This window comes from Streptomyces sp. MA5143a (genome assembly GCF_900290235.1).
In the GTDB taxonomy this organism is placed as follows: domain Bacteria; phylum Actinomycetota; class Actinomycetes; order Streptomycetales; family Streptomycetaceae; genus Streptomyces.
This window is the reverse complement of record NZ_OLMK01000128.1, coordinates 1-15,247: the sequence shown is the minus strand read 5'-3', so window position 1 is coordinate 15,247 and position 15,247 is coordinate 1. Positions and strand designations below refer to the sequence as shown.

General features: G+C 71.7%; 11 protein-coding genes. 1 reads left to right on the top strand and 10 read right to left on the bottom strand.

The features are described 5' to 3' along the window. Positions 1 to 13: 13 nt before the first annotated feature. The 10 genes from SMA5143A_RS40135 to SMA5143A_RS40090 all read right to left on the bottom strand — a co-directional run bounded on the left by SMA5143A_RS40135 (position 14) and on the right by SMA5143A_RS40090 (position 14,337). A complete protein-coding gene (locus SMA5143A_RS40135) occupies positions 14 to 2,236 on the bottom strand; it encodes a molybdopterin oxidoreductase family protein (RefSeq protein WP_107467737.1) in 2,223 nt (740 codons plus the stop codon). Continuing rightward, positions 2,233 to 4,527, bottom strand: coding sequence for an aminodeoxychorismate synthase component I (gene pabB, locus SMA5143A_RS40130; RefSeq protein WP_107467736.1), 2,295 nt, complete (start codon positions 4,525 to 4,527; stop codon positions 2,233 to 2,235). The genes SMA5143A_RS40135 and pabB overlap by 4 nt, the downstream gene beginning before the upstream one ends. A 105-nt stretch (positions 4,528 to 4,632) precedes the next feature. After that, the gene (locus SMA5143A_RS40125) at positions 4,633 to 6,006 is read right to left on the bottom strand and encodes a 3-deoxy-7-phosphoheptulonate synthase class II (RefSeq protein WP_107467735.1); all 1,374 of its coding nucleotides are present in this window, start codon (positions 6,004 to 6,006) and stop codon (positions 4,633 to 4,635) included. A 217-nt stretch (positions 6,007 to 6,223) separates the two neighbouring features. Continuing rightward, positions 6,224 to 6,850, bottom strand: coding sequence for an FMN-dependent NADH-azoreductase (locus SMA5143A_RS40120; protein WP_107467734.1), 627 nt, complete (start codon positions 6,848 to 6,850; stop codon positions 6,224 to 6,226). A gap of 7 nt (positions 6,851 to 6,857) precedes the next feature. Then, entirely contained in the window at positions 6,858 to 8,270 is a 1,413-nt protein-coding gene (locus SMA5143A_RS40115; RefSeq protein ID WP_107467733.1) for an aldehyde dehydrogenase family protein, read from the bottom strand. Then, the gene (locus tag SMA5143A_RS40110) at positions 8,270 to 9,364 is read right to left on the bottom strand and encodes an AMP-binding protein (protein WP_107467732.1); all 1,095 of its coding nucleotides are present in this window, start codon (positions 9,362 to 9,364) and stop codon (positions 8,270 to 8,272) included. The genes SMA5143A_RS40115 and SMA5143A_RS40110 overlap by 1 nt, the downstream gene beginning before the upstream one ends. 112 nt (positions 9,365 to 9,476) lie before the next feature. Beyond that, complete coding sequence (locus SMA5143A_RS40105; RefSeq protein ID WP_107467731.1) at positions 9,477 to 10,838, bottom strand: MFS transporter; 1,362 nt, start codon at positions 10,836 to 10,838, stop codon at positions 9,477 to 9,479. Between the two features lie 24 nt (positions 10,839 to 10,862). Then, complete coding sequence (locus tag SMA5143A_RS40100; protein WP_107467730.1) at positions 10,863 to 11,552, bottom strand: DsbA family oxidoreductase; 690 nt, start codon at positions 11,550 to 11,552, stop codon at positions 10,863 to 10,865. Between the two features lie 124 nt (positions 11,553 to 11,676). Beyond that, positions 11,677 to 13,473, bottom strand: coding sequence for a class I adenylate-forming enzyme family protein (locus SMA5143A_RS40095; protein ID WP_107467729.1), 1,797 nt, complete (start codon positions 13,471 to 13,473; stop codon positions 11,677 to 11,679). 72 nt (positions 13,474 to 13,545) lie between these two features. Then, positions 13,546 to 14,337, bottom strand: coding sequence for an aminotransferase class IV (locus SMA5143A_RS40090; protein ID WP_107467728.1), 792 nt, complete (start codon positions 14,335 to 14,337; stop codon positions 13,546 to 13,548). Positions 14,338 to 14,660: 323 nt separating this feature from the next. Here SMA5143A_RS40090 and SMA5143A_RS40085 point away from each other — a divergent pair. After that, positions 14,661 to 15,247 (top strand): helix-turn-helix domain-containing protein (locus SMA5143A_RS40085; protein ID WP_258194018.1); only part of this gene is annotated, 587 nt, incomplete at its 3' end.

The window sequence follows — 15,247 nt, the reverse complement described above, 5'->3', positions numbered from 1 at the left end:
GTTACCTCCTGGGTCAGGTCCGTGAGGTCACGGGGGCGGCGGTGTGCGGGGCCGCTTCCCCGTGCGCGACGATGTGCCGAACGCCCTTGCGGGCGGGGTTCGGGACGGGGGCGGTCACCGGTTCCAGGCGTACGGCGCACACCTTGAACTCGGGCATGCCGGAGAGCGGGTCGAGCGCCGGGTTGGTGACCGTGTTGGCCCGCCCGGGCCCGGCCCAGTGGAACGGCATGAACACCACGTCCGAGCGGATCGCGGTACTGAGCCGGGCCGGGGCGACGGCACGGCCCCGGCGGCTGACCACGGCCACCTGGTCGCCCTCGGCCACGCCGAGCCGGTCGGCGAGATGCGGATGGAGCTCGACGAACGGCCCGGGCTCGGCGGCCCGCAGGGCGGGCACCCGTCGGGTCTGTGCTCCGCTCTGGTAGTGGGACAGCACCCGCCCGGTCACCAGGTACAGCGGATACCGCTCGTCGGGAGGTTCGGCGACCGGACGGTAGTCCACGGCCACCATGCGGGCGCGGCCGTCCGGGGTCGCGAAGGAGTCCAGGAAGAGCCGGGGCGTGCCCGGGTGCTCCTCGCCGGGGCACGGCCAGAACACTCCTCCTTCGCCGGTGATCCGGTCGTAGCTGATACCCGAGTAGTCGGCCGGGCCGCCGGCGGAGGCGCGCCGCAACTCCTCGAAGACGGCTCGGGGTTCGGCGGGGAACCCGTGGGGGACGCCCAGCCGGTCGGCCAGCGCGGAGAGGATCTGCAGATCGGTGCGCACCTGGGGCGGCGGGTCGACGGCCTTGCGGCGCAGCACCACCCTGCCCTCCAGGTTGGTCAGCGTGCCCGTCTCCTCCGCCCACTGGGCCGACGGCAGGACGACGTCGGCGAGCGCGGCCGTCTCCGATAGCACGACGTCGCTCACGACCAGCAGTTCCAGCGCCCGCAGCCGCTCCTCGACATGGGCGGCCCGGGGCGCGGACACGACCGGGTTGGAGCCGAAGACCAGCAACGCCCGTACGCCGCCGGGCGTTCCGGCGCTGTCGAGCAGTTCGTACGCCGACCGGCCCGGACCGGGCAGGTCGGCCGGCTCGATCCCCCACACGCGCGCCACGTGCTCGCGCGCCGTGGGGTCGGTCAGGCTGCGGTAGCCGGGCAACTGGTCGGCCTTCTGGCCGTGTTCGCGGCCTCCCTGGCCGTTGCCCTGGCCGGTGAGGCACCCGTAGCCGCTGCGGGGGCGCCCGGCCTTGCCCAGGGCCAGGCACAGGTTGATCCAGCCGTGCACGGTGTCGGTGCCCTTGCTGTGCTGTTCGCTGCCCCGGGCGGTGAGCACCATGGCGGCGGGTGCGGCGGCCAGCGTCTGTACCGCTCGGCGGAGTTGGTGCACGGGCACACCGGTCAGCCGTTCCACACGGGTCGGCCAGTAGTCCATGGCGATCGTGCGCACGGCCTCGAAGCCGGTCGTGCGCCGTGCCACGAACTCCGAGTCCACCAGGCCCCCGTCGATGGCGAGGTGGAGCATGCCGAGCGCCAGGGCCAGGTCGCTTCCGGGCAGGGGCTGGAGGTGCAGATGGGCCTGCGCCGCCGTACGGGTGCGGCGCGGGTCCACCACGATCAGCCGTCCGCCGCGCCCGGTCAGCTCGGTCAGGTACCGCAGCGCGGGCGGCATGGTGTCCGCGAGGTTGCTGCCGACGAGCAGCACGCAGTCCGTCGCGGCGATGTCGGCCAGCGGGAACGGCAGTCCCCGGTCCAGGCCGAAGGCCCGGTTCGAGGCGGTGGCGGCCGAGGACATGCAGAACCGGCCGTTGTAGTCGATCGACGGTGTTCTCAGGGCGACCCTGGCGAACTTGCCCAGCAGGTACGCCTTCTCGTTGGTCAGCCCGCCGCCGCCGAACACGCCGACGGCTTCGGCGCCGTGCCCGTCACGGATCCGGCGGACCCCGGACACGACCCGGTCCAGCGCCTCGTTCCAGGTCGTGGGGCGCAGGGGCGCGCCGGGCCGGTCGCGGACCAGCGGAGCGGTGAGCCGTACGGCCGGGTTCAGCAGGTCGGCGGCGCTGCGGCCCTTTCCGCAGAGGGCGCCCCGGTTGACGGGGAAGCCGGGCCACTCCTCGACGGAGAGCGGAGTGGCCGGCGTGCTGGGTGCGGGAGGTCCCGCGTGGTGCGTGCGGTCGTCGGTGGGTCGCAGGACCATCCCGCACTGGAGCGAGCAGTAGGGGCAGTGCGTGGGGGTGCCCGTCGGCTCGGTCATCGGTCGTCCAGCGCGGCTGTTCCGGCCGCCCGGGCCTGCTGCGCGCCACGGGGTGCCGCGGTGTCCGTGTCGAGGGCGCCCGCCAGCAGGGCCCGGAGCGGTGCCGTCGCCTTGAGCAGCATCTCGTCGTACTCCTCGACGGCGTCCGAATCGAGGACGATGGCGCCCCCCGCGCCCACGTGCAGCTGGTCGCCCGTCATGACGGCGGTGCGGATCACGATGTTGAGGTCCGCGGTGCCGTTGCAGGCGAGGAAGCCGATGGTGCCGGAGTACACGCCGCGGGCCTGGGTCTCGAGCGCGTCGATGATGTCCAGCGTGCGGAGCTTCGGTGCGCCGGTCATGGATCCGCCGGGGAAACAGGCCCGGACGCAGTCGATGGCGTCCACGTCGGCGCGCAGCCTGCCACGGATCGTGGACACGAGCTGGTGCACGGTGGCGTAGGTCTCCGTCTTCATCAGCCGGGGGACCGTGACGCTGCCGACCTCGCAGACCCGGCCGAGGTCGTTGCGCAGCAGGTCCACGATCATGAGGTTCTCGGCGCGGGTCTTGGCGCTGGTCGTGAGTTCCCGGCGCAGGCGGGCGTCCTCCTCCTCGGTGGCGCCGCGCGGCGCGGTCCCCTTGATCGGCTTGCTCTCGACCGTGCCGTCGCGGGTCACCCTCAGGAAGCGCTCCGGTGAGGACGAGGCGATCTCGACCTCGCCCAGACGCAGGTACGCCGAGTAGGGGGCCGGGTTGTAGCGGCGCATCGCCTGGTAGAAGCGCAGCCCGTCGGCGGGGCGGGGCAGCTGGACGGCGTTGGTCAGGCAGATCTCGTAGCTCTCCCCGGCGAGCAGTTGCCGCTTGCACTCCTCGATGTCGGCGAGGTACCGCTCCCGGTCGCGGACCAGCGCCGGTTCGAGCCGGGTGGCGTCCACGGCGACGCGTTCGGGAACGAGTGTCGGCCGGGGCCGGGGCAGCGCGGCGAGTGTCGACGCCGTCTGCTCCAGCCAGCGGGTCGCCTCCGTGTCGGAGCGCAGGGCGCCGTCGGTGAGGCAGAGCAGGTACGTGACGCCCTGCTGGTGGTCGACCGCGATCATCCGGTCGGCGAAGATCCAGTACGCGTCGGGGGTCGGCGCGGTGTGTTTGGCGGTGGAGCCGCAGTCGGCCTTCAGTTCGTAGCCGAAATACCCGACGTAGCCGCAGGTGAAGTCGAGGGGCAGCCCTGGGTCGTCGACCCGGCGGCTGTGCAGCACGGACTGCAGGTGTTCGAAGACGTCGCCGTCGATCCTCCGTGGCGGGCGCCCGGCCTCGGTCACTTCGACCGTGCCCTCGCCGACGCGGTAGCGGACGACCTCGGACAGGGGCCCCGAGGCGTCACCGAGGAAGGAGAAGCGGGACAGCCGGGGGTCGACCAGGGAGCTGTCGAGCCAGAAGGCGTGCGAGGAGGAGGCGAACAGCCGGTTGAAGGCGGCCTCGGTGTTCACCGCGGAGTCGATGATCCGTGTGCGCAGCCGGTAGGAGCGCCGTGGGGCGTGCGGCTGCCCGCTCTGGGCAGGCCGCCCGCTGTGTCCGCTTCCTTCGCCGGCGTGTGGGGGCGCGGGACGGGCTCCGGCGGGCGGGGAGGGCTGCGCGAGCGTGGGGCCGGGCGCCGTGGACGGTGCGGGGCGCGGGGCGGCGGGCCGGGGGAGGCGCACGGCCGGGGCGCGGGCCGGTGAGCGGCGGTGAGCGGTGTGGAACTGCTCCGTGAGGTCCCGGAAGTTGGCCAGCAGCTCGTGCCCGAACTCCGTCGCGACCGACTCGGGGTGGAACTGCACGCCCCACACGGGCCGTTCACGGTGTCGGATGCCCATCAGCACCCCGTCCTCCGCCCACGCGACGGCCGCCAGCGCGGGCGGCAGCGGCTCGCGCAGGCACAGAGAGTGGTAGCGGACGGCGGTGAAGCTTTGGGGGATGCCCTTGAAGAGACCCTCTCCGTCGTGTCGTACGGCGGTCAGGTGACCGTGCCGGGCCTCCGGGGCCCGGACGACCTCCGCGCCCTCGCCCGCGCCGATGCCCTGGTGGCCCAGGCAGACGCCCAGGACGGGCAGCGGTGCCGAGGCGATGATCCGTTCGCAGACGCCGAAGTCCTTGGCGCGCGTCGGGTTGCCCGGGCCCGGGGAGATCACCACGTTGTCGAAGTCGGTGAGGTCGATGCCGTCGCACTCCGGCGCGTCGTTGGCGAGGACGACGGGTTCGGTGCCGTTGACCTGCGCGACGAGCTGGAAGAGGTTGTAGGTGTAGGAGTCGTAGTTGTCGATGAGCAGGGTTCGCATCGTCGCTCTCCTCGGGGAAGCGGCGCGGAAGGACCCGGCGGGGTCCGGAAAGGGGGTGCGCGGCGGTGAAGGGCCGCGTGGTGAGGCGGACTCGCCCTGGCGGCCTCAGCCGGCCAGCTTGGCGACCATGTCGGCCAGCGTCAGCGCCTGTTCGTCGTTGAGCCGGGGGTCGCACAGGGTGTGGTAGGCCTCGGTGAGGTGGGCCTCGTCGGTCAGGCGGGAGCCGTCGAGGCACTCGGTCACATCGCCGCCCGCCATCTCGAGATGGACGCCCCCGGGCCACTCCCCCAGCCCGCGCAGCACCTCGAAGAAGCCGGTGACCTCGTCGACCACGGTCTTGAGGTGACGGGTCTTGAGGCCGGTGGCGGTGGTGGTCGTGTTGCCGTGCATCGGGTCGCACACCCAGATCACGGGGTGCCCGGCACGGCGTACGGCGGAGACCAGCGCGGGCAGGCGTTCCCGGACCTGGCTCGCGCCCATGCGGCAGACCAGGGTGAGCCGGCCGGGCCTGCGGAAGGGGTCGAGTCGCTCGCAGAGCCGGACGATGTCGTCGGGTTCGGCGGCCGGGCCGATCTTGCAGGCGACCGGGTTGGAGATGCCCGCGAGGAACGCCACGTGGGCGCCGTCGACCTGGCGCGTCCGGTCCCCGATCCACGGCAGGTGAGTGGAGAGCAGAAACCATTCTCCCGTGAGGGGGTCCCGTCGGGTCAGTGGCTCCTCGTAGTCCAGGAGCAGCGCCTCGTGGCTGGTCCACAGCCCGGTGTGCCGCCATCCCGGCCCCTCGGACCAGCGGGTCTGCCCATAGCCCGGGACGATCGAGCGCAGTGAGCCGTCGTGCTCGTACGCCCGGCCCGGGACGTGCGGCAGCTCGCGGGCCGCCCGCGCGTCCCACACCTGGGGGCCGAGGGTCTGAGCGGTGGAATGGGCCAGCGAGGCGAGTTCGTGCAGCACCGCCTTCGCCGTGTAGTAGCCGCACAGCATGCGGTGCGGGTCGGGCGTGCGGTCGGACGTGCTCGGACCGGGGGCGTTGACCATCAGTCCCCGGAACGCCGGCAGCTCCTGACCGTCCACCGTCTCCACCGGCCGCGAGCGCGGCTTGGCGAACTGTCCGGCGATCCGGCCGACGGTGACCACCGGCAGGTCCAGGCGGTTGCTGACGCGCTCGGCGAGGCCGCCCAGCGCCCGGTGCTTGGCCCGGACCCCGGCGACGGCCTCCGGCCCGAAGGGCTCCGCGCAGTCCCCGCCCTGCAGCAGGAACGCCTCACCGGCCTGTACCCGGACCATGGCCGCGAGTACGTTGCGTATGTCGTGCGGGGTGGTCAGGGCCGACATGACGGCCAGGCGGTCGGAGACCGCCGCCGCCTCGTCAGGGTCCGGCCACGGCGGCTGCTGCTGGATCGGCCGTCCACGCCAGGAGGCCGGGTGCCAGGCCGGGTCGTCGACCGGGCGAGCTCGCCGGAGCGAGGGGGAAAGTAACATGCGGCTATTCCTCCACCGAATTGAGGCGAAACACTTCGGCGCACGGCGCACGGTTGTCCTGACGGGCCGCCACAGCGAAGGTTCTTCATGGAAAAACGAGGTCGTTCCGGCCACGGTAATTCATGTCGTTCGGCGGGGAACAGAGCCAATTCGAGGATGACTTCGGCACTGAAGAGAGCCGATTTACCGGGACGGGGGAATGTTCTCTCCCGACGGATCAGAACGTCTTGCCGAGTTCCCGCGCCCGGGCGTGTGCCTCGCGGCGCAAGGTATCCGGGTCCGCGGCGAACCGCAGTGCCCTGACGGAAATTTCGTCGATCTCGGTGATGCCTGCCCAGCGCAGCCAGTCGTTGAAGGTCGCCGACTGGAAGTCGGAGCCGAAGCCCTCAGGCATTTCTGGCGCGTAGACGCCACTCGTGTAGATCGCCACTGCTTTCTTTCCCTGCAGCAGCCCGGTGTAACCCGATGTCCGATCGAGCCGGAAAAGCATCCCCGACTGGCTGACCACATCGATGAAGTGTTTCAACACATAGGGAATTCCGGAATTCCACATCGGCACGCTGAACACATATCTGTCGTAGCTGTCGAACCGCTCGAAGGTGCCGCGCACCGCCTGCCACGCCGCGTGCGCGGCCCCCTCCAGCGGCTTCCCGGCGAGCACCGCCTTCTGGGCCGCTACGGCGGCCGCGTCGAAGGCGGGCAACGGCTCCTTCCACAGGTCGAACGTGTCGGCGATCCCGTCCTCGTGGGCGTCGCGATACGCCTCGACCAATGTCTCCGCGATCGCCCGGGAATCTGAATCCGCGCCTTTCGGGGAGGCGGCGATGTGCAGCAGGCGGGTCACTCTTCCCTCATCCTTCCCTCCACGGTCCGGCCGTCGCCGATCTGACGATGCCTTTGCTGCGCATGAGGAACTCGGCGAGATGGCCGTCGTGGGGAACGCCGGGTGCCATCCAGTGCGTCGGGCGGTCGCCGAGGTGGATGTTCCTGATGCTCGGTTCGGCGATCAACCGCTCGATCAGAGCCTCGTCGCCGCCGAACACCGTCAGGACGAGCGAGTTCATCAGGGGGGCGATGCCGTCGGCGGGTGCCCACGGCGCCACCCACACACAGGGAAACGGGAGCTCCATGCCGGCCTGTGGGGCGTCGGGCCGGTCCAGTTGGATCACCGCGGGCCGCAGGACGGCACTGCCGTCGCCGAGTTCCTCGACGATCCCGTCGCCGCCGAGCCGTACGGTGCCACCGCCGGTGTGCTCCAGCAGATGCTTCTCCAGGGCCCGCGCCCCGGCCACGGGGTGGACGGGGAGGACGGCCTTGTCGTCTTCCGGCGGCAGGCTCGGCAGGGCCGCGAGGCGTTCGGCCAGGGCCTCGGCCACCGGCGCGGGGTCGCCGTCCACGAGGACGGCGGTGGTGTTGACGCACGCGGTCCCGGCCTCCTCGCTCACCGAGGCCACGATGGTGTCGAGCGCCGCGGCCGGGTCCTGACCGGCGCAGAGCAGGATCTTGGAGCGTCCGGGGCCCTGGGTGAGCACCGTCGGGTCGGAGCGGTACTTGGTCACGACCGGGTCGCCGCCGTAGACGAGCGACAGGTCCGCGCCGCTGATGATGTCGTCGGCCACCGTGTGGTCGGTGGGCAGCAGCACCAGCCGGTCGTCGCCGACGCCGGCCTCCCGCAGTGCCGTCACCAGCCGTTGCGGGGTGAAGGGTTCGCGGCTGGAGGGCCGTACGGCCGTCCGGTATCCCAGGGCCAGGGCCTCCAGCCAGAGCGCGTGCACCCCGGGGTGGTTGCCCGCCGCGTGCACCGCGAAGACGTCGCCGCGCCGGGTCCAGATGCCGCCGCCACGCCGGGTCAGCGGGTCCTGCCAGTGGCTGACGGTGCCGCGGGGGCGGGCACACTCCACCGTGTGGAACACCTCGCGGGCACAGTGCGCGATGTGCTCGGTCGCCTTGCGCACCACGGACATGGGCAGGCCCGTGACCCGGCTCACCCGATGCCGGTACGCGGCCGCGGACACACCGCCGACCGTGCCGGTGGCGAACGCCTCCCCCGCCCGGGCGAGAACGGCCGACAGCTCGTCCGCGTCCGGCGGTGGCGCCTTGCGCAGGGCGGCCAGGCTGCGCTGCACGAACAGCCTGGGCACCAGGCTGAGTTCGGCCACCGGGCTTCCGGTGACGTCCGGCACGGTCAGGCGGTTGCGGGTCCGGTGGGAGCCGCGCGGCCCGAGGGCGTCGAGCGGGATCGGCCCGCCACGGCCGGCCTCCATCAGTACACCCCCTCGATGACGGCCTCGTTGTCGAAGGAGGGAACCGGGCTGACGTCGGCCACGGAGTCGCCGACCTGGCCGGGCAGGGGGGCGATCCTCGTGGCGAGGTCCCGTTCGAGGTTGTTGGGCAGCAGGCCGCTCTTGCTGACGAAGTTCATGACGACCTGGCCGCGCTCGCCGTGGGCGACCTCCTTGCCCGACTCGGGGTCGATCACGGAGAAGGTGACGTAGGGAGTGAACGGGTCGAAGACGCACGCGTCGTCGATGCCCTCCCGCTCGACCATCCCGCCGAGGATCATGGTGCTGCCGTACTGGCCGAACAGCTGCACACCGGGGAAGACCTCCGTGCGCAGCAGGTCCCGGGTGTCGGGGTCCATGTGGGCGCCGCCCCAGATGATGGCCCGCACCTTGTCGTTGACCAGTTCGACCAGCCGTTCACTGCGGGCGAGGCGCTCCAGCAGCGGCGGCGTGGTCACGAGGACGCCGATGTCCTGGTTGTCCAGGACGAACTCCGCCTGTGCGATCACATGGGCGGCGTAGCGCTCGGCCTCCTCGGTCCGGCCCTCGGCCAGGCACTTCTTCACCCAGCGGGGGTCCAGGTCGACGTAGGAGACGAAGCCGCCGCGGTGCCGGGCCTGCCGGGCGACCATCTCGCCCCAGATGTGCGGCCCGGTGGGGATCACGGCCAGCCAGTGTGCGTCGCGCGGGTGACCGCGCTCGTCCATGTGGCCGGTGCACCAGGTCACGAAGCGGTCCGCCCAATCGGCCAGCAGCGGCACCCGCTTGGGGGCGCCGGTCGTGCCGCCGCTCTCGTACACGCCGACGATGTGGGGGGACGCGCCGTAGCCGCGCGGGACGAGATCGCGGACCGGGACGTTCCGCAACTCGTTGACCACGTTCGGGAAGAGCCGGAGATCGGCGAAGGTGCGGACGTCCCGCCGGGGGTCGAAGTCCAGGGTCCTGGCCCTTTCGAGCCAGTACGGCGACCCCGTCTCCGGGCTGAAGTGCCAGCGCATGGCGGCGGCGATGAACTCCTCCGGGTCGGGGACCCGGCCCGTGGGGAGATCGAGCACCGGATCTATGAGCAGGGTCATGGTCTCTCCTTGCATCGCACGACGTGGAGTCGGCGGTCGTCACTCACGTGCCGCCGGGGTGCCCGGACCGGGCCGTCGCTCACGGGCCGTCCGGGTGGGGGCTGGGACTCGCTCATGGGCCGCCAGGGGGGCCGCCGCGCACGTAGACGGTCCGGGTGACGGCGAGGCAGACCACGTAGAAGAGCAGGAACCCGATGAAGGCGGGCACTCCGCTCGCCCACTCGGCGAAGGAGAAGCGGAAGGCGAGGTTGATACCGACCCCGCCGAGCGCGCCGGCCGCTCCGGTGACCCCGATCACCGCTCCCACGAGCCGTCGTGCCCGCACGGGATCCGGGCCGGCGTCCCCGCCACCCGGCTCTCGGGCGGCCCGGTCCCGGAAGACCACCGGGATCAGCTTGTACGTCGATCCGTTGCCCGCGCCGGCCAGTCCGAGCAGGGTGATGAAAGCGGCCGTGAAGAGCGGCAGCGAGTGCACGTGGGACGCCCATACGGCGACCGCGGTGGCGATGGTCAGCGAGGCGAAGACGGCGCAGGTGACCCGCGCGCCGCCGAACCGGTCGGCCAGCCACCCGCCCACCGGCCGGGTCAGTGACCCGAGCAGGGGCCCGAGGAACGTCAGCCCCGCCGCCTGCAGGGGCGTGCGCCCGAACTGGTGCTGGAGGACCAGCCCGAAGGCGAAGCCGTACCCGATGAACGAGCCGAACGTGCCCAGGTAGAGGAGACAGAGCAACCAGCAGTGGACGTCCTTGACGGCCGCCCGCAGTGCGTCGGTGTCGTTGCGGGTGCCGGGCAGATTGTCCATGAACAGGGCGGCGCAGACCGCGGCGACGACGATCGCCGCGCACAGCACCCACAACATCAGCCGGGGGTGGCTCGCGCCGGCCGTGCCCAGCACGGCCAGACCGAGCACCTGCATGACGGCGACACCGACGTTCCCGCCGCCCGCGTTCACACCGAGCGCCCATCCTTTGTGGCGCTGCGGGAAGAACGCGTTGATGTTGGTCATCGACGAGGCGAAGTTTCCGCCGCCGACCCCCGCCACGGCGGCGACGAGGACGAAGGTGCCCAGTGACGTCCCCGGTCGCATGACCACGGCCGCGAGGGCGGTGGGGATCAGCAGCAGCAGCGCGCTGATGACGGTCCAGTTCCGCCCGCCGAACCAGCTGACCGCGAGACTGTAGGGAACGCGCAGCGCGGCGCCGGTCAGGGTCGGTACGGAGACCAGCAGGAACTTGTCCGCGGCGGACAGTCCGTATTCCGGTCCCATGAACAGGACCATCACCGACCACAGGCTCCAGACGCAGAACCCGATGTGCTCGGCGAGGACGGAGAACACCAGGTTCCTGGTGGCGACGCGCTTTCCGCCGTTCCGCCAGAACTCCTCGTCCTCCGGGTCCCAGTGCGCGATCCGTCGCCCGCGCCCCGAGTCGTGGGCGGACCCGGTCGTGGTGGTCGGCTCCAGCGTGGAACTCATGCGTGTCCTTCAGGCCTGGGCGGGTCAGGGGCGGGGCTGCTGAGCCGCGCGGGTCAGGATCCGGCGGTACACCGTGGGGTCGTCCTCGTCGAGGACGACGGGACTGGCACCGGGGCGCCCGGCCCAGTGGAAGTCGACGCCGGGGTTCGCCCAGGCGCCGCCGTCCGCGGTGAACAGGTGCGGGCTGGTGACGACCTGGCCGGAGGTGAAGTCGTCGACGTGGGCGAGGACCGCGGCCCGGGCACGCCCGTGGTCGAGGGCCTCGCGCAGGGCGTTCGCGTCCACCTCGGCGCTGGACTCGGCGGCCTCGAGGATCACGTGGCGCATCGTGATGCACGCGTTGTCGGCGAAGAAGGCGCGGCGCAGGGCCCGGTCGAGGGCCTCGCTCGCCGCCAGGCCCTGCGCCTTGGCCGCCTGGACCGCCTCGGCGGCGAGCAGGCGGCTGACAGGCCAGCGCCAGTCCGGCTCGTCCCAGGAACGCCATCCCGCGTCGGGTTCCATCTTCGCGGTGACCGGGATCTCGGCGTCGATGACGGGCTTGGGCAGCGTGCCTCGGTTGATGATCTCCAGCAGAACGGCGCGGTGGTCGAACCGCACCACGTCGGTGAGGCCGAGTTCGGCTCGGGTCTGCCACAGCCGGTGGACCGCCACATGGGCCCACGGGCAGGCGAGGTCCGCGTAGACGGCCACGGTGCCGGGCGCGACGCTGATCACTGGCCGGTTTCCCTTCTGGTACGTGGTACGCGGTGCGGACGCGGGCGGGGCCACCGGGGAGGCGTACGGAGGCAGCTCCTACGGCGGCGTACGGAGACGGCGTGGCCCCGCCCGGGGAGGAAGGTCAGGCGGCCGCGCCGGACTGCGGACCGGCGGGCGGCAGCTGGCCCAACGCGCCGCTCACCGAGCGGACACGGGCCACGTCGAGGCGCGGATCGTCGTCGGAGACCAGGATCTTGGCGTAGGCGCTGCGGACCTCACGCTTGAGGACCTTGCCGGTGACACCGAGCGGGATGTCGTTCTCGCCCTTGCAGACGACGAGTGCGGACAGCTGGTGCATGCCGGCCTTGCGCAGTGCCGCGTTGATCTGCGACAGCAGGTGTTCCGCGGTGTCGGCGCAGTTCTCCTGCATCCGGATCACGCCGATCGGTTCGAACAGTTCCGGGTCGGCGGGGCTGACCGCGCCGACCACCGTGCAGTCCACCGCCCGGCGGCACGCCTTGAGGATGATCTCCTCGGTCGGCAGGCTGTGGACAGGCCCGTTGACGGTCTGGATGACGTCGGTGGCGCGGTCGTACTGGTAGAAGCGGCCCTTCTCGTCGTAGTAGCCGATGTCGCCGGTGAGCCAGAAGCCGTCGTTCTTGGAGCGGTGGGTCAGGTCGGCGTCGGCCCAGTAACCCAGTGTCTCCGTCGGTGACTTGACCCCGATGTAGCCGATCTCGTGCGGGCCGAGCCGCTTTCCGTGCTCGTCGAAGACGGTCGCCTCCTCCACGACCGGCTCGGGGTAGCCGACGCAGCGCTGATAGGCCTCGGTGTCCGGGCCGTGGATGTTCTGGAAGACGGCCATGCCGACCTCGGTCGAGGCGAGTCCGTCGATGTACCGCGAGCCCTGCCGCCATTTGCCTCCCTCGCGGTGCCGGCCGAGGCGGACCAGCTCGCGGATGTGCGCCTCGTGCGAGGCGTCCGCCGTGGCCAGCCAGGTCGTCACATGGGCGGCCGCCGACGGCTCCAGTCCCAGGGTCGCCAACTCACCGAAGGTGATGGGGAACCCGATGACCACGGTCGGCTTCCACCAGCGCATGGCCTCGGCGACGGCGGGTCCGCGCTGGTCCTCCATGACCAGGGTGGGTACGCCGGTGAGGGTGGCCATCATCATGTAGCTGAGGCCGGATCCGTGCGACGGGGGGAACGTCAGCAGGTTCTTGTCCTGGAGGCCGGACGGCATGGTGAGGATACGGGGACGCTTGCCGGTGAAGAACTGGCGGTGGCCGAGGACCGGCGCCTTCGGCATGCCGGTGGTACCGGAGGAGTGGGCGATGAGCACGGGGTCCCGGTCGCCGTGCCGGTACGGGTAACCCGTGGGCAGCGGGCCCGCGGGCCCCGCCGCGTCGATCTCCTCCTGTGTGACGGTGAGACCGAGGGCCCCCGGTGATTCGGCGGCCTCCAGAAGGGCGGTGAGCCGGCCGGAGTCGGCGACGACGACACGCGGCTCCAGACGGGCCAGGTAGCGTGCGGCGGTGTCGGGCGCCATGTTCGGGTTCACCGGCGCGGGGATGGCGCCGAGGCTGTTCACGGCCAGGAAGTGAACGAAGTTGGCGATGCCGTCCTCGGACTGGATGCCGACCCGGTCTCCGCGCGCCACGCCCGCCGCGTGGTACCAGCGGGCGTAGCGCTCGGTCGCGTCCCGCAGGTCCCCCAGGGTGAAGACGCGGACGTCCTTCTCGCCTCCGCCGCGCGGCAGGTGGTGCAGCAGCGGCGCGTCCAGGTCCTCCGCGCGGTCGAGCGTGTGCCAGAGGAAGGTGCCGACCCCCAGGGACTTCTCGGCCACCAGTTCCAGCCGGGCCCGCAGACCGCGCTGCGACGGGCCGAGGTGCATGCGCCGGACAGAGGCCAGGTGTCGTTGCAGGGAACGGAGTTTCATGTTCGACCTCTCCTTGGGTGAGGGAGTTGCGGGGACGTGCGGGCCGGGGGCCCGACGGCCTGTGGCGGGTGGTCAGTGGCGGGGCAGGGGTGCGAGGCGGTCCGTCAGGTGGGCGCGCCACTCGTCGACGCGGGTCGGCGCCGGGGGCACGGGGAGCCCGGGCCCCCAGTCGGTGACCACCCGGATGCCGTGCAGGGCGCTGGTGATCCACACCTCCCGCCCGGCGAGTTCGGCCGGTGTGGCCCGGGTGTGGCGGACCGTGACGCCGAGCCGCTCGGCCCGGTCGAGCAGCAGGCGCCGGGTCACGCCCGGGAGGATCCGGCCGTCCTCGGCAGGTGTGCACAACACGTCGTCCTGCCACCACAGAAGACTGCTGAAGGCGCCCTCGACGGCCCTGCCGTGTTCGTCCAGCAGTACGGCCTCGTCCGCGCCCTGCTCCTGGGCACGTCGGCGGAGCGGTTCGAGGAGGGGGAAGTCGGGGCCCTTGAGGTCGGGCCGGGTGCGGGGGTCGGGTCCGTCCGCCACCCTGACGCTCGCCCTTTCCCGCAAGGGAGGCGCCGGCCGGACCCGCAAGGCGAGTCTGGGCTGTGTTCCGGCCAGGAGTTCGACGCGGGGAAACCAGGTACCGGTCCGTGGCAGTGTCTCGGTGACCTCGGCACGGAAGGGGCGGACCGTCCCGGGCTCGACGCCGAATTCTGCGACGGCCCGGGTGAACCGCGCCCAGTGCATTTCGTACGCGCGGGCCTTCCCGTCGGCCAGGAGCCATGAATCGGCGACGACGAGACTTTCGGCATTCTCCTCGGCGACAAGACCCGCGCAGGGGTGCCAGACGGAGAAGCTCGACGCGTGGATTTCCGTTTGCATGAGGGGTGGGCTTCCAATCCCTGGCTGCGGTCCGAGTTCTTCGGCTGGGGGGAGGCGGGGAGGGAAAAAGCCATCTGCGGGGGGGGGGACCGGCCGGAAGTCTCCGGCGGGTCGCTTGACACTTCAACAAGGTAGGCGGGGGGCGGCCGGGTCACCAGAGCCAATTGGACACGGCGTCAAGGAGCCATTGCCGGTTCCGGCGTACCGCGCGTTCGAGGCACCGCCCGCTGGGCGTGGAGCGCGCTACGGACCTCGGCGTCCGCCGAACGAGCCGGAGTCGACTTCCCTGCGTGCGCTATTGCCCTCTCCCTTACAGTGGTGCCGTGTCCTCGGCAAACAGCGTGGTGGCGCGCAATGTGCGCGGCCTCAGAGAGCAGCGAGGCCTGTCTCTGGCGGAACTGGCCCGCCAGGCCGGCCTGGCCAAACAGACACTGTCCAAATTGGAGTTGGGGACGGGGAATCCCACCGTCGACACGCTGTTCTCCATCGCCGGCGCGCTCGGCGTGCCGGTCACCCGGCTGGTGTCCGAGCGGGAACAGGTGATGACCGTGCAGCGGGGTGACGACGTCGTCTGGGAGCGGCACGACGGGTACGAGTCCCGTTCCCTGGACCATGTGTACGGCTCCGGTGTCATCGAGAACTACCTGGTCCGCGTGGGCCGTTCGCCGGACGCGGACAGGCCGTCCGAGCCGCACCCGGTGGGCACTCTGGAGCACCTGTACGTGATCAGCGGCCGGGTACGGGTCGGCCCTGTCGACGCCCCCGTGGAGCTGACGGCCGGCGACTTCGTCCGGTACCCGGGCGACCGGCCGCACGTGTACGAGTCGCTGGACGGGGAGAGCCTGGTCCACATCGTGGTGAGTGTGCCGCGCGTGCTACCCGGCACCGGCGGCATGGCCGTCACCCGCAC

What these genes read in the sequence shown, in the direction of transcription:
- SMA5143A_RS40135 (WP_107467737.1), bottom strand. Translation starts at nt 2,236, where the DNA reads ATGACCGAGCCGACGGGCACCCCCACGCACTGCCCCTACTGCTCGCTC.
- pabB (WP_107467736.1), bottom strand. Translation starts at nt 4,527, where the DNA reads ATGCGAACCCTGCTCATCGACAACTACGACTCCTACACCTACAACCTC.
- SMA5143A_RS40125 (WP_107467735.1), bottom strand. Translation starts at nt 6,006, where the DNA reads ATGTTACTTTCCCCCTCGCTCCGGCGAGCTCGCCCGGTCGACGACCCG.
- SMA5143A_RS40115 (WP_107467733.1), bottom strand. Translation starts at nt 8,270, where the DNA reads ATGGAGGCCGGCCGTGGCGGGCCGATCCCGCTCGACGCCCTCGGGCCG.
- SMA5143A_RS40110 (WP_107467732.1), bottom strand. Translation starts at nt 9,364, where the DNA reads ATGACCCTGCTCATAGATCCGGTGCTCGATCTCCCCACGGGCCGGGTC.
- SMA5143A_RS40105 (WP_107467731.1), bottom strand. Translation starts at nt 10,838, where the DNA reads ATGAGTTCCACGCTGGAGCCGACCACCACGACCGGGTCCGCCCACGAC.
- SMA5143A_RS40095 (WP_107467729.1), bottom strand. Translation starts at nt 13,473, where the DNA reads ATGAAACTCCGTTCCCTGCAACGACACCTGGCCTCTGTCCGGCGCATG.
- SMA5143A_RS40090 (WP_107467728.1), bottom strand. Translation starts at nt 14,337, where the DNA reads ATGCAAACGGAAATCCACGCGTCGAGCTTCTCCGTCTGGCACCCCTGC.